Consider the following 21679-nt stretch of genomic DNA (forward strand, 5'->3'; position numbering starts at 1 on the left):
TATATAAGTAGCCTTAAATAAATATTTAGGGCTATTTTTGTGCATGATTTCCTTTACCCCGTTAAAAACATTGCAAAATGTTGAATTCAGGAATCTTCTTACGGGAAGATTTTTTATTGTTTTAGCTTTCAGAATGCTCGCGACTTTATTGGGATGGTGGGTGTACCAGTTAACAAAAGATCCTTTTTCAATAGGCCTGATCGGTCTTTCGGAAGTAATTCCTGCGGTAAGCTGTGCTTTATATGCCGGCCATGTCATTGACATGAATGAAAAGAAGAGACTGCTCCTGATCTGCAATTATGCCTATATTTTCCTGATCGGTCTTCTGCTGATCCCTGCTTTCTTTAATGTAGAGCTGCACTTTAACGGGCATGAAATCACTTATTTTATATATGGTGTTATATTTTTCACAGGAATTGCAAGAGCCTTTATCGGGCCTATTGTTCCCTCGATGATTCCTAAAATAGTAAAGAAAGAAAATCTTCCGAACGCGGTAACCCTGAACCAGGCTACATTTTTGATCTCTTCTGTATGTGGACATGCTGCGGGGGGACTTCTTATCGGATTTTTCGGAGTAAAATGGACACTAATAGTTATTATCTCTTTAATATTTATCGCCTCCCTGTTCTTCTGGCAGCTGAAACAGCAGCATTCTGAATATAAAAAGGAAAATGTAAATGTGGTGGAAAGCATGCGTGAGGGGATTTCCTATATTTTTAAGACTAAAGAAATCTTAGGGGCATTATGCCTTGATATGTTTGCGGTCCTCTTCGGAGGAGCTGTTGCTATGATTCCGGTATTTGCCACTGACATTTTAGATGCGGGAGCAGAAGGTTTCGGTCTTCTGAACGCCGCTTCAGATATAGGCTCCATGTGTATCATTACTCTTCTGGCGATTGTTCCGCTGAGAAAAAACCAGGGGAAAATTCTTCTTGTCGTTGTTGCCGGATTCGGACTCTGTATTATTGGCTTTGGTTTGTCCAAGCTTTACTGGCTGTCCTTTATATTCCTTGTAATGAGCGGAATGCTTGACGGAATTTCGGTGGTCATCAGAGGAACTATTGTACAGCTGAAAACTCCTGACAACATCAGAGGACGTGTACTGAGTGTCAATTCAATATTTATTATGTCCAGTAATGAAATGGGCCAGTTTGAGAGTGGCTTGATGGCAAAATTACTCGGTGTGGTACGGTCTGTCGTCTTCGGAGGAACTATGACGGTACTGGTAGCTCTTCTGGTAGCGAGTACAAATCCCAAGCTGAGAAAAATGAATTATTAAACAATGATACACTGATTTTTTTAAATATATCACAAAAACTTTAATTTAACTTTAATAATTTTTTATATTTGCCGTATAAATTCCCCTCTTTATGAAAAGAATATTACTTACTTTTTGTTTTGCATTATTTGGTGTACTTATTTCTGCCCAGAGTAGTTACGAGAAAACACTGAATGCAAAAGCAGAAAAAATATCCTCTGCAAAAACCATAGCTGATTACGAAAAGCTTTTCAGAGAATTTTCTGAATTAAAAAAGAACAGAGATCCTTACAGATGGAAAGCGTATTATTATGCAGGCCTTGTACTATATAAGGAAGGTGAGCTTATTCTGAACAGCAACAAGAAGGCAGATGCAGGAAATACCAACAGCCTTGCTGAAAAATTCACTGCAGGAAGTTTGGAATTACAGCCAGACAACAAAGAAACCAATGATTTACTAAACCTTATTCGAGAGCAGAGAACAAAGTTTGAATCTGATAAAACTGTAAAATAGTTTTGCAGGTAAATTTACTGCCATTAAAAAAAATTATATGAAAAAAATATTACTCTTTATAACCTTTTTGGTATCTCATATCTTTTTCGCCCAAAATAACGACTGCTTGACTGCAATACCCATCTGCAGCAATGCAGACATCACCCTGACACCCACCGGAACAGGAAACAGTGATGAAGGAAATGCGGGCTGTCTAAGCGGGGAAAACAACTCTATTTGGTTTACCTTCAGTACCCTTACTGCCGGTACTTTGACATTTGCGATTGACCCTGTTAATAATGTGGATTACGACTGGGCTCTGTATGGGCCTAATAATACCTGCGCAGAGATTCAAACTATAGACCCTCTCAGATGTTCTTATGATGCTCCATCAGCCGGACAATACACAACAGGACTAAACCTTACTGCACTTGACACATCTGAAGGTGCCGGTACGGATAATCTAGGAAACCCTTCAGATGGTATGGTAAAGTATATCGATGTTCTTCCAGGGCAGATATATTATCTGTTAGTTGATCAATTTTCCGGCTCCAGTTCGCAATTTTCATTGACCTTCGGAGGATCTGCAGGCTTACTTACTCCTTTTGGAGATCCTGTTTTACAGCCATTTCCATTTATTATACCTGGCCCAAATCATGATGGAAAAATCAATATATGTACCAATCCGGCAACTTATGATTTTTCTACCTTAACTGCTGAGATAATTAACGGGAATCCTAATTTCATCGTAAAATATTACCGAACACCTGCTGATGCTCTGGATAACGTGAATGCCATCACAACTCCTATCTCTGTGAATACAGCTGATACTTATCATTATGTTATCAGTTATTCGGACCCTACCTCTCCGGCCAGTTTCTTAAATAAATGCAAGCAGTTCGGAACAATAAATTTTGTTGACAGATTTTTTGCACTGACACCGGCAACGCTGACCTCCTGTAGCAATAATAATTCAGGAACCGCGCTATATAATCTAACATCCGCTGCCACAGGTATTACGCCAAACCTTACAGTACAGTATTACCCTTCACTGGCGGCTCTTAATACCGGCACCAATGAAATCACCAACCCTTATGCCTATCATTCAGCAGCAGGATCTGCTTATGTAAAAGCAACCAATGAATTCGGATGTATAGCAACAGCGGAAATCACCCTGAAATTCCACCCTCTGGTAGCAGTCACTGACGCCTCTTTAAGAACATGTTTCCTTGAAACAAATCCTTCATTGGGAACATTCAATCTGAGCACTGCCACAGTAACCACTGTAGTGGGAGCGACTAAAAAATATTACCCTTCTTTAACAGATGCTGAAAACGGGACAAATGAAATTTTAAATTTCTTAGCCTATACTGCTCCGGCCGGTGTAGTTTATGTAAAAGTATTTAATGCGCAGGGATGTTATTCTATTGCAAAAGTGACATTAACTGTACTTTCTCCTGTTTATTCGAATGTGCTTCAGGATAAGATCATCTGTATTGAAGATAAAACAACACTGGATGCGGGCCCCGGATTCAGTGGTTACGAGTGGAGCACGGGAGCAACGACACAGGCTATCAATAATGTAAGCGTAGGAACATATTGGGTTAAATTAAAAACCGGAGACTGTATTACATTACAGACGGTAAAAGTATACGCTTCTGAGCAGCCTGTTGTTTCAGGTATTGATATTTCAAGCAATACTATAACTGTAAACGTTATTGCCGGAGCTCCTGAATACAAATATTCCATGGATAATATTAACTGGCAGGACTCTAACGTCTTCACCAATGTTTCAAGAGGCGACCATACGGTATATGTAAAAGATGCTTATGACTGTGAACCTATTGAGATAACTGTTGTTGTGCCTAACCTTATTAATGTTATCACTCCAAACGGAGACGGCGTAAACGATGTAATAGATTATTCTGCACTATCTGGTAAAAACGGACTTATATTCAGCATCTTTGACAGATACGGAACCAAGATCCACCAGGCAGATAAGTCTAACGGATACCAATGGGACGGAACGGTAGCCGGTAAAAAGATCCCTACAGGAACATACTGGTACTCTGTAACATGGAACGAAAATGATAAAAAGAATACGCCATTCAAGTTCTCAGGATGGGTAATGGTAAAAAATAGAGAATAATTCTCCTGTTAAAACAAAAACCGCTCTACGGGGCGGTTTTTCAACATAAATGCTGATAACTTTATTTACTCAAATCTTGTTTCACAAAAATGATTTTAAACATGAAAAAAACATTACTTCTTTTAATTTTATTTATAGCACAGGTGTTTTATGCACAGTCCGATTGCGTCACGGCCATTCCGCTCTGCGGGAATTCGGACATATTCTATACACCGACAGGACATGGAAATATTGAGGAGGAGCTGTCTGACAATGGATGCCTTAGCAGCGATGAAAATTATTCAGTATGGTATACCTTTACGGTCGCAACATCAGGTACCCTTGCATTTACTATTAATCCTAACGTGGACACCGATGATTATGACTTTGCTGTGTACGGCCCTACAACCAATGGCTGTACCTCTTTAAATACCGGCAACACCTTCGTAACACCGCTAAGATGTAATTACTACGGTACAGGTGCTTCACAGGGAAATACCGGTCTTTCTTTAACAATACCACCGCCACCACCGCCCAATACCAACGGAAACGCAGGAAATCAGGACGAATGGAGCCCGCATATGGTAGTACAGGCTGGTGAAACTTATTATCTTATTGTAGACAACTTCAGAAGTTCACCTAATGGATTCTCACTGACATGGACAGGTACGGCAAGCTTAAGCTCTGCGTTCAACGACTCTGTTCTGGCTCCTAATCCTTTTATTCCACCAGGCATCCCTGCAGCTAACCCTACAGATCCTTCCACGGTTATGGTATGCGGGCTGCCGTCACAATTTAATTTCACAACGCTGACTCCCGGCATTATCAATGGAAATAACTCTAACTTCCAGGTTACCTACCATGACAATACCAACGATGTAGTAACAGGAGAAGACCCTCTTACCATTGCAACAGTAAATGCAGCTACTACCTATTATTACAGAATCCGGTATCTGGATCCGGACAATCCTGACAACGTGGTCAACAAATGTTTCATAAGCGGTAAGTTCAAATTCGTAGATGCCAGCATCACAGCGAAAAATGCAACTATTTTCGCATGTAATAACAATGGTGAAGGTACAGGGAAATTTGACCTGACAACAGCAGACGTATTTACAGGCACCGTTACGAAAAAATATTATCCCACTCTTGCAGACCTGACCGCTGACACTAATGAAATCACTAGTCCTACCGATTACATTTCACCTGAGAAAACCGTATATGTTAAGCTAATTTCTGCGTTTGGATGTACGGCAACAGCAGCGATCACATTATCATTCCATCCGGTGGTTGCCCTAAGAGATGCATTACTAGAAGAGTGTTATATCGAAAATGATATTATGCAGGCTACATTTGACCTGACAACAGCTGACATAGGTGCTGTAGCAGGACAGACAAAAAAATTCTATAAGACATTAATCGACGCTAAGGCCGAAACCAACCCTATTGCCAGTCCGGCCACTTATCTTACAACAAGCACAGAGGTGTATGTAAGAGTTACCAGCGCCAACCAGTGTTATGCTATTGCCAAAATCACGTTAAAAGTTCTTCCTCCGGTAAAATCTGCTGTTCTGAAAGACAAAACAATTTGTGCAGAAGGAAAAACAACACTGGACGCAGGACCTGGGTTCGACGGATATGAATGGAGCACCGGCGATACCACACAATCTATCAATAATGCAGGAATAGGAGTTTACTGGGTAAAACTGAAAACAGGAAAATGCTTCACGCTTCAGACTGTAACGATCTCCGCCTCTTCACAACCGGTAATCTCCAGCGTAGATATCAGCAACAATACCATTACAGTGAACGCTTCAGGCGGAAATCCTCCTTATATGTATTCAATAGACGGTGTCAACTGGCAAGCATCTAACACATTCAGCGGACTTCCGAGAGGAGACAATAAGATATTCTTAAAGGATTCTTACAACTGTAATCCTGTACAGATCACCATTACCGTACCGAATCTGATCAATGCAATCACTCCGAACGGAGATAAGATCAATGATGAGATCGACTACTCGGCTTTATCCTATAAGAAAAACCTTGTTTTCATTGTATATGACAGATACGGAAACAAGCTTTACGAAGCTAATAAAATGAGAGATTATAAATGGGACGGGACGGCTTCCGGCAAGAAAATCCCTACCGGTACTTACTGGTATACGATCTCATGGAATGAAAACGACAAGAATAATACTGAAACGAAATATTCAGGATGGATACTGTTGAAGAATAAAGAATAAGCTTATTTTTAGCGATAAAAAAGACTGTCAATTGTGACAGTCTTTTTTTGTTTTATTTATTAGTCCAGCTACTCACTTTATCATTTGGAATAAAAACCATTAATCATTTTCATTCTGATGAATGGTACTTATTGAAATTTTTCTATTTTTGATCCCCGCTTTTTACTAACATTCATTTACGTTCTGCTGCTATAGGTTGCAGCAGGATTGCTGATAACTTGTTAGTTACTATTTTTTAATTATTTTTTTTAAATAAACTATCTTTGCATCATGGCGCAGAAAGAAACATTATCATCCCTTACACACGGAAATTTTGCAAGAGAACTGTCTATTGCGGATGGAAAAATGCCACCCAATGCTGTAGATTTTGAAAGACTGGTGATAGGAACTTTTTTAATAGACAAAAAAGGTCTTGATCATTCCATTGACCTTCTTACTCCCGAAGTATTCTATGATCCGAGACACCAGGTTATTTTTGCCACAATCCTGAAACTTTACGAGGGCAACCACCCTGTAGATCTTATGACGATTATTCAGGAATTAAAAAAAGAGGATAAATTAAGCCAGGCCGGTGGGGACCATTATATCATTGATCTTACCATGGGGGTAAGTTCATCTGCACACATTGAATACCATGTCCGTGTTATTCTTGAAAAATATATCTTAAGAAGCCTGATTAATGTTTCTGCCAATGTAATCGATTCATCGTATAAAGAATCTACTGATGTATTCGAACTTTTGGATAAGGCAGAACAATCTTTCTTTGAAATCACCAACGGTACGATTAAAAAAGGATTCGATACTGCCAATTCATTGGTAAAACAGGCCATTGATACTATTAAATCTTTGAAAGATAAGGAAGGACTTTCAGGAGTTCCTTCCGGATTCAGGGATATCGACAAAGAAACGGGAGGCTGGCAGAATTCTGACCTCATCATTATTGCAGCCCGTCCGGCGATGGGAAAAACAGCATTTCTTCTGTCGATGGCCAGAAATATCGCCGTAGGCCACAAGATCCCCATGGTGCTCTTCTCTCTGGAGATGGCATCTGTACAGCTTATCACGAGGATGATTGCTTCGGAAACGAAAATCTCTTCCGAAAAGCTGAGAAAGGGAACTTTGGATGATGAAGAATGGCAGAGACTGTTCTCCAACGTATCCGAACTTGAAAATGCACCGCTTTTTATTGACGAAACCCCTTCTCTTTCTATATTCGACTTCCGGGCAAAATGCAGAAGACTGGTTATGCAGCATGGTGTACGACTGATCATGGTGGATTACCTTCAGCTGATGACTGCCGGAGGCGGAGGAAAAGGAGTTGGAAACCGTGAACAGGAAATTTCCATGATCTCGCGTTCATTAAAGGCCATTGCCAAAGAACTTAATGTACCTGTTATTGCACTTTCGCAGCTATCGAGAAGTGTGGAAGCTCGTCCCGGAAAAAGACCTCAACTTTCGGATCTTAGGGAATCCGGAGCAATTGAGCAGGATGCGGATATTGTATCCTTCATTTTCAGACCTGAATATTACAAAATTGCCGTTTGGGATAATGATGAAGAAGGCCAGGAAACTCCAACGGAAAATCAGGCCGAGCTGATCATTGCAAAGCATAGAAATGGAGCTACAGCCGATGTAAGGTTGTCATTCCTGAAACATTTCGCAAAATTCGGGGATATTGAAGCAGCATTAGACGGCGGTATGGGAGGCTATCCTTCTAATTTCGGATCTAATGAACCCAATGGTTTTGATAAAATAAGAACCACTATTCAACCTGGAGCAGCATTTGATTTACCGGATAGCTCAAAGCTTTCAGGATCTTCGATGAACGATCTTGATGATGATGATGATTTCCCATTCTAGAATCCATACTATTTTAAATTAATAACAGCTTGGTATTCTTCAGATTATTTTACAGAATACCAGTTTTATATAGACCTAAACTTTTGAGAATAGAAATATACACCGACGGTGCATGCAGCGGGAACCCAGGAAAAGGAGGTTATGGAATTCTTATGCGTGTTCCTGAAAAAAACTATCAGAAGACATTTTCCAAAGGTTTCAGAAAAACTACCAATAACAGAATGGAACTCCTTGCAGTTATTTCTGCCATGGAGAAACTAAAGTCTTCGGAGAACGATATTCACATTTACACAGACAGCAAATATGTAGCTGATGCTGTAAACCAGAACTGGATCGCAGGATGGATCAAAAGAGGATGGAAAAATGTAAAAAACCCTGACCTTTGGAAAAGATTTATTGAGATGTACAACAAACATACACCAAAAATGCACTGGGTAAAAGGTCATGCCGGTCACTTTGAAAATGAGCTCTGTGACAAACTGGCCGTAGCGGCCGCAAATTCATCCGACCTGGAAATCGACACTTATTTTGAAGGGCTGGAAAACAGTTCTCTTTTTTAATCAATCTAAATGAATATCCACATTATTAGTTATTTTATTCTTTATCATTATCATTTATTGACAAATAATTATCATTTTCGGTAAAATTAACATTAAATATACATTAATTGAAGTGGATTTAATATATTTACAGTGTCTAAATAAAAGTAATCCCCTTTAATGAAAAAATTTTTACTGTCTTCTATTTTACTCATTGCATTTTTTCTACCTGGAAGCCTATCGTCTCAAACGTACCAGCTAACGGGAAATCCTGTGAATACTACAGGATGGACCATGGTGTCGCCAACACAGGTACTGGGCGATTTCGTGCAGCTCACTCCGGATACCAACAACCAGTCCGGATCCATCAGGCTTAATGACCAGATCAACTTAAAATACTGTGATAAATGGAGGGTTGAGTTCGATTTCAGAATGGATTCTAACCAAACTTCCAACGGAGACGGAATTGCATTTTGGTATCTGGCGAATCCGCCTGTTGCAAGTGTATTGGGTTCCGGTCTTGGAGTTTCCCAGAATGCAGTTGGTTTTATTGTAGGCCTTGACACTTACAACAACACAACCACGGCTACAATGAGCAAAATACATGTAGCTTATGGACAGGTTGCCAATACAACAGATAACAACAATGTAGAATTCTTCAATGTTCCGGGAAGTTCTTTTCACTCACCGGACCTGAATACGACCCAGCCTTTTCAAGGAGCAACTTATAAACATGTTGAAGTAACAGCCCAGGTAGACCCGGCAGTTCCTACCAACTGGATTGTAAACATAACGCTTGACGGTACAACAATCTGCAATCAGTCTTTTGCTCCATCAGGTGCAGCCGCCGCCATGACTATTGGATACTTCGGATTTTCGGCTTCTACAGGGGCCGCAAGATCAAGACATTCTATTAAAAATGTAAAAATCTATACTGATAAAGTTCCTATTTTACAAAGTACGGCAACACAGTCTTTCTGTCCAAATCCAGCTACAGGATTCGCTTCTGTAAATTTAACAACCTTCAATTCTCAGTTCGTAAGTAGTCCTTCCAATTATACATTCACGTATCTGCAGGGCTCAACACCAATTGCCAACCCTACAAATTTCCAGTTTAACGCGAATACTACGGTTACCGTGGTTGTAAAGGACAATGCAGGAATATTATGCGATAATCCGGACGGGAAAATACAGCTGGTTCTGGCTCCTCTTACCCTTACCGATAAAACTTTAACGGCGTGTAACAACAATAAAGCAGGGACAGGCTTATTCAACCTTAATACTGCAGATGTCACCAATGTACTTGGCGCCACTAAAAAGTATTATAAAACACTGAATGATCTGAATGCAGGAACCAATGAAATCACGAATCCCAACTCTTACACTTCCGCCCCCGGAATAGTTTATGTAAAAGTAACCACCCCTCAGGGATGTACCGGCACAGCAAAAATTACCCTCGCCTTTTATCCCGAGACCCCTGTTAAAGAAGCTACACTACAATCGTGCTTTCTTCAGGATAATATTACGAGCGCTATATTTGATCTTACTTCTGCCAATGTAACGACGCTGACAAGCGGCTTTACAAAGAAGTATTATTTAAGTGTGGCAGATGCTTTAAGCGGAACCAATGAGATTGTAAATCCATCTCAATATATGTCCGTGAGTACTGCAATTTATATAAAGGTAACAGACTCAAACGCATGTTTCGCTATAGCAAAAGTCAATCTTGTTGTACTTCCACCTGTGAAATCTACCGTTTTAAAAGATAAAGTCATCTGTATTGACGGCAGAACTGACCTGGATGCAGGTCCGGGATTTGACGGCTACGAATGGATTACTGGCGCAACAACCTCTTCTATACAGGGAGTAGGTGTCGGTCTTTATTGGGTAAAGCTAAAAACAGGAGACTGTATAACGCTACAGACTGTGAAGGTTATTGCTTCGGCAAACCCTGTTATTTCAAGCATTGATATTAATAATACAACCGTAACTGTGAATGTTTCCGGAGGCACTCCCCCCTACAAATATTCTTTAAACGGTATCGACTGGCAGGACTCTAATACTTTTACCGGCCTGCACAGAGGAGAAGTAAAAGTTTTTGTAAAAGATTTTTACAACTGTTCACCGGTTGAAGTTCAGATCACTGTTCCCAATCTCATCAATGCCATTACACCAAACGGCGATAACGTGAATGACTTTATTGATTATTCTGCACTAGCATACAAGAAAAACCTGGTTTTTATAGTATATGACAGATATGGCAATAAACTTTACGAAGCTGATAAAACAAGAAACTTCAAATGGGACGGAACTGCTTTCGGTAAAAAAATCCTTACCGGAATTTACTGGTATTCTATCTCATGGAATGAAAACGATAAGAATAATACCGCCACAAAATATTCCGGCTGGGTATTGGTAAAAAACAGAGACTAACCTCCATTAAAAATCACTCCAAATGGGGTGATTTTTTTAATAATATCAATTAAAAGAATACTAACAATTAATTTTTTATTTAACAAATGAAAAAATCATTACCATTTTCAATAATTACCATTAATCATTTAAAATAAATTTCAAATTGACAATTTAAACTAAACAATTGACAATTATTCATTATATAACACGAATCAAAATAAATATATTTATACCGATAACCACAAACCCCTCATTTCATGAAAAAAAAACTACTCATTTATTATTTAACATTATTATTCGGTTTCTCAGGACAGCTGCTTTCCCAAACTTATCAGCTTACGGGAAACCCTGTTAATACAACCGGCTGGGATCTTGTTTCAAATGCGGCTGTTGACACAGATTTTATCAGGCTTACAACCGATAACGGAGGTCTGTATGGTGCTGTAAAGCTGGCTACACCTATCACATTAAGCTATTGCGACAAATGGAAGGTGGAATTTGACTTTAGGATTGATGGAAACGGAACAGCACAGTTCGGCAGAGGAGACGGATTTACATTCTGGTATCTTGCCAACCCGCCGACAGGATTTGTATCCGGTGGCGGACTCGGAATTCCCGGAAATGCATCAGGACTGATGGTAGGATTTGATATCTTCAACAATACCACAGAAGGGCAGATGAGTAAAGTGCATGTTCTTTATGGCACTAACAATACGGCCGGAAACAATATTGAATACAATACAACAGCCGGCAGTACGTTTCACTCTCCCGACCTCAACCCTACTCAGCCATTTGTAGGCCCAACTTACAAACACGTGGAAGTAAACGGAGAAACAGATCTCACCAACCCTACGAACTGGATCATTAAAATAAAAATTGACGGCGTCCTTATTGCAGACCAATCATTCGCTCCTTCAGGTGCTGCCATTGGAATGTCACAGGGTTACTTTGGATTTTCGGCAGCTACGGGAGGTGCCAGCGCCAGACATTCTATCAAAAATGTAAAAGTTTTTGTAGACAAGGTTCCGATCCTGAATGCTACAGTGACTCCATTTGTATGTACCAATCCTGCAACCGGTAACGGAACTGTTGATCTCACGTCTTTCAATGATCAGTTTGTTAATAATCCGGGTAATTACATATTCACCTATTATGTTTTAGGGAGTCCAACACCTATTGCCAATCCTTCAAGCTTTTTGTATTCAGGCGCCACCACAATAAAGGTGGTTATTAAGGATCCAAGCTCCACACTCTGTGATAATGGAGACGGAGTCATACAGCTGAATCCAACCCCGTTTGCAGCCACAGATGCTTCTCTTACTGGATGTAACAACAACAATGCCGGCACTGCGACATTTGACCTTACCACAGCTGCTTTAACAACAGTACCCGGCTGTACGATGGCATTCTACAATACAATGGCTGACCTGAATGCAGGGATCAACCAGATTCCTAATCCTACAGCCTATGCATCAGGAGCAGCCATATTATTTGCAAAAGTGACAACTCCTCAGGGATGTGTGAGTGTGGCAAAAGTTACCCTGAATCTTAATCCGGTTGTTGTAGTTACTGATGCATCATTAAGAACATGCTTCCTCGAAACCAATCCTTCACTGGGAACATTCAATTTAAGCAATGCTCCGGTAACAGTATTGACGGGAGCGATAAAAAAATACTATCCATCCCTTGCGGATGCTGAAAACGGAACCAATGAAATTTTAAATTTCCTGACCTACACCGCTCCATCCGGAGTAATCTATATTAAGGTATCCAACGCACAGGGATGTTATTCAATTGCAAAAGTAACCCTCACCGTTTTATCTCCGGTTCCGTCGAGCGTATTACAGGACAAGATCATCTGTATTGAGGACAAAACCACACTGGATGCAGGTCCTGGATTTAATGGCTACGAGTGGAGCACAGGAGCAACAACACAGGCTATAAATAATGTTGGCGTGGGAACTTATTGGGTAAAATTAAAGACCGGGGACTGTATTACACTACAGACAGTAAAGGTATATGCTTCAGAACAGCCTGTGGTTACCAGTATTGATATTTCAGGAAGCACAGTAACTGTATTTGTTAACGGAGGAGCCCCGCCTTACCAATATTCAATGGATAATATACAGTGGCAGGATTCTAATATATTCACTAATGTGACGAGAGGCGAAACTAAGATTTATGTAAAGGACAGCTATGATTGCGAACCTATTCAGATTAACATTACAGTTCCTAATCTAATTAACGTGATCACGCCAAACGGTGACGGAGTAAACGATGCCATTGATTATTCAGCGCTTTCCAATAAAAAGAATCTGGAAATCGGAATTTTCGACCGATACGGATACAAACTTTTCCAGGCTGACAAATCTAACAGATATGTTTGGGATGGCACCACCAACGGAAGTAAAAAAGTGCCGACAGGAAATTACTGGTACTCCATCACATGGAATGAAAATAACAGCAAGAATACCCCAATCAAATTCTCAGGTTGGATTATGGTAAAAAACAGAGAGTAAATTGAAAATTACTTTTTTTAATACAGGGATCACTCCAAATTTGGAGTGATCTTTTTACTTTTCATAGAAAGAGATATTTCATTATAAACGCACTTTATTCGTATTGTATTCTTAAATTTGTCCTATGAATTATTTGGAAGCTTTAAGCAGAAGATATTCTGTGAAGAAATTTAATCATGAGATTATCCCTCAAGATACCCTGCACAATATTCTTGAGTCGGGAAAGCTGTCTGCAAGTTCGCTTGGACTTCAACCCTACAAAGTACTGGTCGTGGAAAGTGAGGAAATGAAACAGAAATTAATTCCGGCTTTCTATAATCCCTCTCAGATTTCTACCTGCTCGCACCTTATTGTTATCATTTCAAAAAAAACTATTGAGGAGAGCTATATTCACGGCTATTTTAATCATATTTCCGAGGTAAGAGAAACTCCTGTTGAGAAGCTCGACCTTTTTAGAAAAAGCATTAATCAGCATATTACCCAAAAAACACAGGATGAAATTTTCAACTGGGCAGAAAAGCAGTCCTATATAGTATTGGCCAATCTAATGTATGCCGCCGCTATTGAAAATATAGATTCCTGCCCTATGGAAGGCTTCCGCCAGGATTTGATAGAAGAGATTCTCAATATCAATCCGGAGACAGAAAAGGTAACCGTCACCCTGGCTTTGGGCTACCGTTCTGAGGAAGATCATTTCCAGCACATGAAAAAAGTAAGAAAACCAAACGAAAAATTGTTTAAATTTATTTAATATTTAAACGATCGTACCTAAAGCAAGCATATGATAAAAGCGGATGTATTAGTAATTGGTTCCGGCATCTCGGGACTTTCCTATGCCATTAAAGTTTCTGAACAGCTCCCCGACGCCAAGATCATCATCGTAACAAAATCCGACGAAGACGAAAGCAACACTAAATATGCACAGGGCGGGCTGGCCGTAGTCACCGATTTTAAAAATGATAATTTCGAAAAGCATATTGAAGACACCATGCGTGCCGGAGACGGGGAAAACAAACGCGAAGTCGTAGAAATGGTCGTAAGGGAGGCTCCTACAAGATTCAACGAAATTGTAGAATGGGGCGCCAATTTCGATATGAAAAACGGAGAATTTGCTTTGGGCAGAGAAGGCGGCCACACTGAAAACAGAATCGTCCACCATAAAGATATTACCGGATTCGAGATTGAAAGAGCTCTTCTAGCAACAGCCAACAGCAGCCCGAATATTGAAATCCTCGATCATCATTATGTTATTGATATTATTACTCAACACCATGTACCGGGAAAAGAAGTAAGTGAAGGTGATATCAACTGCTATGGTGCCTATATTCTTGACGAAAAATCAAAAAAAATCAAAAAGATCACTTCCAAAATAACATTGGTCGCCACAGGAGGTGCAGGACATGTTTATAAGAACACAACAAACCCTACTATTGCTACCGGAGACGGAATTGCTTTTGTAGCCCGTGCAAAGGGTAAGGTTTCCAATATGCAGTACTACCAGTTCCATCCAACAGCGCTGTACAGCAAAATCAACGGAATGCTTTTCCTTATTTCTGAAGCCGTCCGCGGAGATGGTGCCAAATTAAGGACTAAAAAGGGTGAAAAATTCATGCACAAATATGATGAACGTGAAGAATTAGCCTCCAGAGATATTGTAGCCAGGGCCATTGATAATGAAATGAAGATTTCCGGTGATGAATACGCCGGTCTTGACTGCCTGGATATGGACCATGAAAGATTCCTGGAACATTTCCCGAATATTTATAAAAAATGTAAAGAAGAAGGAATTGATCCTTTCACTCAATTAATCCCTATAGTACCGGCATGCCATTATCTAATGGGAGGTATTGAAGTAGACAGAGACGGACAGTCTTCTATCCGGAATCTTTTTGCCGTGGGAGAATGCACCAATTCAGGATTGCATGGTGCAAACAGGCTGGCGTCAAACTCTTTATTGGAAGGGTTAGTTTTCGGACACAATGCCGCTATAAAAACAGTTGCTCTCCTCAATGAAAATGATTTTAATTTTGATGATCTTAAAGCTGTTCCGGAATGGAATGAAGAGGGAATGAAGATCATGGATGAAATGGTTATCATAAGCTACCTCAGAAAACAGCTTCAGGAAATGATGAGCGATCTGGTAGGTATTGTACGAAGTAACAGACGTTTGAATATGGCCCTGCAGAAACATCAGGAAATTGCAGCAGCCGTGGACGAGATCTACCACTATTCTATTCTTTCACCACAGTTATCTGAATTAAGAAATTTAACAACCGTTGCCCACCTTATCATTACCCAATCTATGGAAATGACTGAAAATAAAGGGGCGTTTTATAATAAAGATTTGGTTTAAATTAAATCAATGAAAACTCTGAATTTAAATATTCTTACAACAGTCAATATTTTATTCTATTCAAGAATGATACTTTCATTGATTTGTGGTTTTATATTATTGAATTTTTGGGTAAAAGATGGAAAAACTGATAATTTTTCAAGTATAATCATCCTTGCAGGAATAATATTTTTAGGACTTCTTTTGGGATTATTTGGAGTAACATTATTAAAAAAAATTATTATCCCCAGATCCAAATATCCTTTAGTTTTAAATCTTTTATGCAATATGAAAGGCTTGGGAAAACCGGATTATTATGGAAGTTTAAAATTCGATTTAAATAAAATAATTGAAGATAATAAATTACGCTTAACTCTATATTATGTCAATAATCACCAATATCCGATTTTAACATTTAATAAAGAAAAAATCATTTACTACACTCAAGAATATGATTGGGATAATTTTAAATGGAGCTATAAAGTTATACCACAAGGACGAAACGAAAAACAAGTATTAGAGTTTCAGGGTATTAATCAAAACAATATAAAAATAAAAGACAATATAGATTTTGAAAAAATAGATGCAAAAGAAAATGAAGTCCTTTTGCTCTTCATTATTCATGATGTATTGTTCGGAAAAAAATCTTCCTTTTATTATTAAAATCAAAAATATGAAAAGACCAGCATACGCTACAGATAAAGTATTAAAAACATTTATTAAAAATGCCCTGGAAGAAGATATCCAGGATGGCGACCACTCTACCCTTTCTACAATTCCAAAGGATTTGAAACAGAGCGCCAAACTTCTGGTCAAGCAGGACTGTATTTTAGCAGGTGTTGAGCTGGCAGAAATTATTTTTAAGACTTTTGATAAGGATTTAAAAGTGGAAATCTTCATTAAAGATGGAGAAGCAGCCAATGTTGGAGATGTGGCTTTAACTGTAACCGGAAGCGCAAGGTCAATTCTTTCCACAGAAAGGCTGATCCTGAACTGTATGCAGAGAATGAGCGGCATCGCGACCCTTACCCACGACTGGGATTCACGATTGGTAGGCACAAAAACAAAACTTTTAGATACCCGAAAAACAACTCCTAATTTCAGAGTATGTGAAAAGTGGGCCGTTGCTATAGGTGGCGGAACCAATCACAGGTATGGTTTATATGACATGATCATGCTGAAAGACAATCACATCGACTATAACGGGAGTATTACGAATGCCGTAAAAATGGCAAAAGATTATGTTAAAAGTACTAAGAAAAAACTAAAGATCGAAGTTGAGACACGAAACCTTGAAGAAGTAAAAGAAGCCATCAAAGCAAAAGTAGACAGAATCATGCTCGACAATATGAGTGTACCTATGATGAAGCAGGCAGTAGAAATGATCAACGGCTCTTGTGAGTCTGAAGCCTCAGGTGGAATTACCCGTGATATGTTAAAAGAAATTGCTTCTACAGGGGTCACTTATATCTCTGCCGGAGCCCTTACTCACTCGGCCGAAAATATAGATTTGAGTCTCAAAGCCGTGAAATAGCGTTATATTTTTAATAAAAACAGCCCCTATTTGTTAAAAACTCAATAATATGATTTTTTTCATATAAAAATTCAATTTTTATTTATAAATCTGAAAATCAACAAGTTAAATCTTATTAAGATTAAGTAAAAATTAACATACAGTTAATATTAGTTAAATTTTATTTCGCGAATTTTGCAGAAAATTAAATCTAACTATTACTAACGATTATGAAATTAATCAACAAATCGATGCTATCCGTAGTAATTACATTATCTACAGCTAGTGTTTATTATGCTCAAGAAGTTCAGGATACGGTGAAAACTAAATCCAATGACATTGAACAAGTTGTAATCACTGGTGTTGCTGATATTGCTAAAGATAGAAAAACACCGGTAGCAGTTTCAACCATTAAAGAAGCACAGATTGTACAACGATTAGGAAATCAAGAATTCCCGGAGATCTTAAACTCTACCCCTTCTATCTATGCAACGAAAGGTGGTGGTGGCTTTGGTGATGGTCGTGTCAATATTCGTGGTTTTGATACAAATAACACAGCAGTAATGATCAACGGTGTTCCTGTAAACGATATGGAAGGGGGTACAGTATACTGGTCAAACTGGCTTGGTTTGTCAGATGTTACTTCTGCTATGCAGGTTCAAAGAGGTTTAGGATCATCCAAATTAGCTATTGCATCTATTGGAGGAACCATTAACGTTATTACAAGAGCAGCTGATAAAAAGAAAGAGGGTAATGTAACTTTAGGTCTTGGTAATGACGGATACCTTAAAACATTATTTTCATACAATACTGGTAAATCTGCAAACGGATGGTCTACTTCATTCTTAATGGCGAGAACGGCAGGTGCAACATATATAGATGGCTCTGATTTTGAAGCATACAACTATTATTTTGCTCTTGGATGGCAGCCAAATAAAAAGCATGATTTCCAATTCACATTTACTGGGGCTCCTCAATGGCACAATCAAAACTTTAACGGAAGTATTGCTACATATTTAGATATGGGTGATGGTAAATTGGATAAGGTTTTTGGGGATGAGCCAAACAGAAAATACAATTCTAACTGGGGATATTTGAATGGAAGACAATATTCTCAATCTGTAAATTATTATAGTAAGCCTGTTGCATCCATCAACTGGGATTGGACAATGAGCGAAAAATCTAAATTATCAACTGTTGTTTATGCTTCTTGGGGACGTGGAGGAGGGACCGGAGTTATCGGATCCATTAATGGAACAAGTATAAACAGTCTTCCGAAAACTCAAGATGGTTTAATCCGTTTTGATGATATTGTTGCGTGGAACCAAGGACAATCAGTATTATGGAACCCATCAAATCCTGCTGCTCCAATCAATAAAGTTAATGCAACGCCAGGAATTGCACAAAGAACCAATGGTCTAGTAAGAAGAGCTTCAGTAAACTCTCACGATTGGTACGGATTCCTTACCAATTTCCAACATAAAATCAATGATAATTTTAATTTTTCAGTTGGTTTAGATGGAAGATACTACTACGGTTATCACCCGGGAGTTTTAACCGATCTTTGGGGAAATAACAAATTTATTGAAAAGGACAACAAGAATAATCCTAATATGGATGTAAACCTTGTTTACAATGCAACACCTTCTGCTAACCCGTTCATCAAGGCGATAAAAGATAAAGACCAAATTGTATACAGAAACTATAACGGAGAAGTCCTTTGGGGTGGAGTTTTTGGACAATTAGAGTATTCTAAGGACAATCTTTCTGCATTTGTACAGGGTTCTGCTTCTGAACAAGGATTCTCAAGAATTGACAACTGGATTATAGATGGTGTTACCGAACAATTAGGAGAAAAGGTAAACACAAAAACAGAGATGAAATATCTGTTTGGTTATAATGTAAAAGCAGGTGTTAATTACAACATCAATGATAATCATAACGTATTTGTGAACGCTGGTTATTATTCTAAACAGCCAAACTTCTTTGCAGTTTATCCTTACTCTGTTTCAGATGGCAGACAGACAGGTAACCAACAAGTCGTGAATAAGGATCTTCAGAATGAAAAAATTGCTTCTGCAGAATTTGGTTACGGCTTTAGATCTTCTAAGCTTAGAGCTAATCTTAACTTATACTATACTTCTTGGGATGACAGATTTGTTCGCCTTACAAACCTTACTATTTACGGCCTGGAAAGAGCAACTGTTAGCTTAAATGGTGTAAAGCAGGTACATATGGGTGCTGAACTAGAATTATTCTACAAACCTTTGAACTTTTTAGAATTTAACGGAATGCTATCTATAGGAAACTGGAAATATAAAAACAATCCTACAGGTCTTTTAGTTGATGAAAACGGAGCTCCTATTGTTGGCTCAAACGGAAAAAACGAGGTTACTTTAGCTTTAGATGGCCTTAAAGTATCTGATGCTGCGCAAACCACAGCAGCTATTGGAGCTACTGTGAAACCAGTTAAAAACCTTGATATTTACGGAACTTGGAGATATTATGACAACCTTTATGGAACATTTAGTATCAACAGTGGTTTTATCATTGGAGAAAATGGGCAAATTCCTGCAGCCAGAGCTGAAAAAGGTTCTTTAAAAGCACCTTCTTATAACCTCACTGATGTTGGAGCATCTTATACATTTGATCTGAAAAATGGACAGAGACTGATTTTATCTGCAAATGTTTACAACTTATTTGATGCTACATACATTTCAGATTTAAGATCATCTAACAAAAAAACAATATCTGATTATAAAGATATTGCAGGTGGGCAAACTGCTCAACAACAATTAGATGCTTACAACGCAAATCCAAATAACTTCTACAAAGGTTTGGATGTTAGCAACAACGTTTATTTCGGATTCGGAAGAACTTGGTCAGCTTCACTTTCTTACAGATTCTAATAACATCACAATATTAGATTTTATAAATATCTATCCCGGCTTTTCGCCGGGATTTTTTTTATTTTTATAAAAACAATTTTATGGAAGAAGCACTCGAAAACTTTTTAAACCATTGGAAAAACAAAAAGTATGTTCTGGGAATTCTACTCACCGGCAGTTATGCTGTAGGGCTGCAAAATAAAAATTCAGATATAGATATCAGGATTATATTTGACAGGTCTAAAACAAAAACTGTAAAGGGACTGACCACTATCAACAACTATACATTCTCCTATTTGGGCAGAAATACTGAATCTGTTAAAAAAAAATTCAACAGCGAATTTATCAACAGGCAGAAATTTGAAGCCTATATTTTTAATATTGGCAAGGTTCTTTATGATCCGAAAAACATCGTAACGGATTTACAGGAACTTGCAACAACCTACACAACAACTCCCTTTCTAAAAAAAACAAATATAAAAAGTGAAGTGAAGGCAGGGCTGTACGGGCTGTACAACCATAAAAATCATTTGCTTTCTATTGATGAAGACTCTCCTTTTTTCTCCTATCATTATTATATCCTTTTAAAGAAAACACTTCATTTCTACTCATCATATCTAGGATATGAGACATTTTTAGATACTAAAACAGAAAAGGTTCTCTGTGATGCTGCATACAGAAAGATATATCATTGGAATGATTTTCCCGATAAAGATTTTGTAAAGTTATGGGTTTCAGGTATTGACCCTAAAACTATCAACAAAAAAACAGCAATAACAATTTATCACTACATAGAGAGCAAAATAGAAAAAATCAATGAAGAAAATTTTAAAACACACTGGATGGAGTCTTAATTTTTACTATTTTAGAGACAAATAAATTTAAATTTTAACCCATGAACAAAAAGAAATTAATTTTAAAAAAGACTAAAATCTCTAAACTCAATACAAATATCCTGGACAGAAACCATAAAGGAAATATCAAAGGAGGTGATGTGGTCATGCCTAATACCCATCCAACCCCTGTATATGGAGGCGATGGCGGTTCAGCCCACGGTGCATGGTACCACGAAGGATATGACGCCCAGACCAATGCAATTCATGGAACGACGTGCTACTACGATTGTGGATCATAATAAATCTCTTAATCGTCAAAAAATATCCACCTATAAAACCTATAAATCACATGAGAAAGAAATTAACATTGAAAAAAACAAAGATCTCAAAACTTAATTTCACACCATTAAGCAGAAATCTTAAAGAAAACATCAAAGGCGGTGACGTGGTTCAGCCTAATACCCACCCAACCCCCGTAATAGGTACGGAGAATGCTTCCGGTCAGGGATACTGGCAGCATGCAAGCTATGATACACAGGGCAATCCTATTCATAGTACGGAATGTTACTATGTGTGTGTATCTTAAACGCTCAATTTAAAAATTATGGCCATAGTAAATTTTGTTTTACTATGGCTTTTTATTCAACAGCTT

At 38.5% G+C, this 21679-nt stretch carries 16 protein-coding genes; all 16 read left to right on the plus strand.

The window, feature by feature from the left end:
• Positions 1–43 precede the first annotated feature (43 nt).
• Positions 44–1279 carry an MFS transporter gene (locus tag J4Q03_RS08735; RefSeq protein WP_426047812.1) on the plus strand — a complete coding sequence of 412 codons (1236 nt, stop codon included), beginning with the start codon at positions 44–46 and terminating at the stop codon, positions 1277–1279.
• A gap of 91 nt (positions 1280–1370) precedes the next feature.
• Positions 1371–1772: a hypothetical protein gene (locus J4Q03_RS08740; RefSeq protein ID WP_426047813.1), complete on the plus strand. Its 402-nt coding sequence runs from the start codon at positions 1371–1373 to the stop codon at positions 1770–1772.
• A 37-nt stretch (positions 1773–1809) separates the two neighbouring features.
• Positions 1810–3900 carry a T9SS type B sorting domain-containing protein gene (locus J4Q03_RS08745; RefSeq protein ID WP_426047814.1) on the plus strand — a complete coding sequence of 697 codons (2091 nt, stop codon included), beginning with the start codon at positions 1810–1812 and terminating at the stop codon, positions 3898–3900.
• Positions 3901–4001: 101 nt separating this feature from the next.
• Entirely contained in the window at positions 4002–6125 is a 2124-nt protein-coding gene (locus J4Q03_RS08750) for a T9SS type B sorting domain-containing protein (RefSeq protein ID WP_426047815.1), read from the plus strand.
• A gap of 270 nt (positions 6126–6395) precedes the next feature.
• Positions 6396–7985, plus strand: a complete 1590-nt coding sequence (gene dnaB, locus J4Q03_RS08755) for a replicative DNA helicase (protein ID WP_426047816.1) — start codon at positions 6396–6398, stop codon at positions 7983–7985.
• An 83-nt stretch (positions 7986–8068) separates the two neighbouring features.
• Positions 8069–8545 (plus strand): ribonuclease HI, encoded by a 477-nt coding sequence (rnhA, locus tag J4Q03_RS08760; RefSeq protein ID WP_426047817.1) that lies wholly within the window; start codon positions 8069–8071, stop codon positions 8543–8545.
• A gap of 159 nt (positions 8546–8704) precedes the next feature.
• Positions 8705–10957 carry a lectin-like domain-containing protein gene (locus J4Q03_RS08765; RefSeq protein ID WP_426047818.1) on the plus strand — a complete coding sequence of 751 codons (2253 nt, stop codon included), beginning with the start codon at positions 8705–8707 and terminating at the stop codon, positions 10955–10957.
• A gap of 239 nt (positions 10958–11196) precedes the next feature.
• Positions 11197–13458, plus strand: a complete 2262-nt coding sequence (locus J4Q03_RS08770; protein WP_426047819.1) for a T9SS type B sorting domain-containing protein — start codon at positions 11197–11199, stop codon at positions 13456–13458.
• Between the two features lie 124 nt (positions 13459–13582).
• Positions 13583–14209, plus strand: coding sequence for an NAD(P)H-dependent oxidoreductase (locus J4Q03_RS08775; protein WP_426047820.1), 627 nt, complete (start codon positions 13583–13585; stop codon positions 14207–14209).
• Positions 14210–14239: 30 nt separating this feature from the next.
• Positions 14240–15811, plus strand: coding sequence for an L-aspartate oxidase (nadB, locus tag J4Q03_RS08780; protein WP_426047821.1), 1572 nt, complete (start codon positions 14240–14242; stop codon positions 15809–15811).
• A gap of 9 nt (positions 15812–15820) precedes the next feature.
• Positions 15821–16453: a hypothetical protein gene (locus J4Q03_RS08785; protein ID WP_426047822.1), complete on the plus strand. Its 633-nt coding sequence runs from the start codon at positions 15821–15823 to the stop codon at positions 16451–16453.
• Positions 16454–16463: 10 nt separating this feature from the next.
• A complete protein-coding gene (gene nadC / locus J4Q03_RS08790; RefSeq protein ID WP_426047823.1) occupies positions 16464–17324 on the plus strand; it encodes a carboxylating nicotinate-nucleotide diphosphorylase in 861 nt (286 codons plus the stop codon).
• Positions 17325–17533: 209 nt separating this feature from the next.
• Positions 17534–20212: a TonB-dependent receptor gene (locus tag J4Q03_RS08795; RefSeq protein ID WP_426047824.1), complete on the plus strand. Its 2679-nt coding sequence runs from the start codon at positions 17534–17536 to the stop codon at positions 20210–20212.
• 80 nt (positions 20213–20292) lie between these two features.
• The gene (locus J4Q03_RS08800; protein WP_426047825.1) at positions 20293–21045 is read left to right on the plus strand and encodes a nucleotidyltransferase domain-containing protein; all 753 of its coding nucleotides are present in this window, start codon (positions 20293–20295) and stop codon (positions 21043–21045) included.
• Between the two features lie 41 nt (positions 21046–21086).
• Entirely contained in the window at positions 21087–21326 is a 240-nt protein-coding gene (locus J4Q03_RS08805; protein ID WP_426047826.1) for a hypothetical protein, read from the plus strand.
• A gap of 50 nt (positions 21327–21376) precedes the next feature.
• Positions 21377–21613, plus strand: coding sequence for a hypothetical protein (locus J4Q03_RS08810; RefSeq protein ID WP_426047827.1), 237 nt, complete (start codon positions 21377–21379; stop codon positions 21611–21613).
• The last annotated feature ends 66 nt before the right edge of the window (positions 21614–21679 follow it).

Source organism: Chryseobacterium sp. NFX27, from assembly GCF_049887855.1.
Classification (GTDB): domain Bacteria; phylum Bacteroidota; class Bacteroidia; order Flavobacteriales; family Weeksellaceae; genus Chryseobacterium.

Excerpts from the sequence above, each read along its gene's own strand:
- J4Q03_RS08735 (WP_426047812.1), top strand. The coding sequence starts at position 44 with ATGATTTCCTTTACCCCGTTAAAAACATTGCAAAATGTTGAATTCAGG.
- J4Q03_RS08740 (WP_426047813.1), top strand. The coding sequence starts at position 1,371 with ATGAAAAGAATATTACTTACTTTTTGTTTTGCATTATTTGGTGTACTT.
- J4Q03_RS08745 (WP_426047814.1), top strand. The coding sequence starts at position 1,810 with ATGAAAAAAATATTACTCTTTATAACCTTTTTGGTATCTCATATCTTT.
- J4Q03_RS08750 (WP_426047815.1), top strand. The coding sequence starts at position 4,002 with ATGAAAAAAACATTACTTCTTTTAATTTTATTTATAGCACAGGTGTTT.
- dnaB (WP_426047816.1), top strand. The coding sequence starts at position 6,396 with ATGGCGCAGAAAGAAACATTATCATCCCTTACACACGGAAATTTTGCA.
- J4Q03_RS08765 (WP_426047818.1), top strand. The coding sequence starts at position 8,705 with ATGAAAAAATTTTTACTGTCTTCTATTTTACTCATTGCATTTTTTCTA.
- J4Q03_RS08770 (WP_426047819.1), top strand. The coding sequence starts at position 11,197 with ATGAAAAAAAAACTACTCATTTATTATTTAACATTATTATTCGGTTTC.
- J4Q03_RS08775 (WP_426047820.1), top strand. The coding sequence starts at position 13,583 with ATGAATTATTTGGAAGCTTTAAGCAGAAGATATTCTGTGAAGAAATTT.
- nadB (WP_426047821.1), top strand. The coding sequence starts at position 14,240 with ATGATAAAAGCGGATGTATTAGTAATTGGTTCCGGCATCTCGGGACTT.
- J4Q03_RS08785 (WP_426047822.1), top strand. The coding sequence starts at position 15,821 with ATGAAAACTCTGAATTTAAATATTCTTACAACAGTCAATATTTTATTC.
- nadC (WP_426047823.1), top strand. The coding sequence starts at position 16,464 with ATGAAAAGACCAGCATACGCTACAGATAAAGTATTAAAAACATTTATT.
- J4Q03_RS08795 (WP_426047824.1), top strand. The coding sequence starts at position 17,534 with ATGAAATTAATCAACAAATCGATGCTATCCGTAGTAATTACATTATCT.
- J4Q03_RS08800 (WP_426047825.1), top strand. The coding sequence starts at position 20,293 with ATGGAAGAAGCACTCGAAAACTTTTTAAACCATTGGAAAAACAAAAAG.
- J4Q03_RS08805 (WP_426047826.1), top strand. The coding sequence starts at position 21,087 with ATGAACAAAAAGAAATTAATTTTAAAAAAGACTAAAATCTCTAAACTC.
- J4Q03_RS08810 (WP_426047827.1), top strand. The coding sequence starts at position 21,377 with ATGAGAAAGAAATTAACATTGAAAAAAACAAAGATCTCAAAACTTAAT.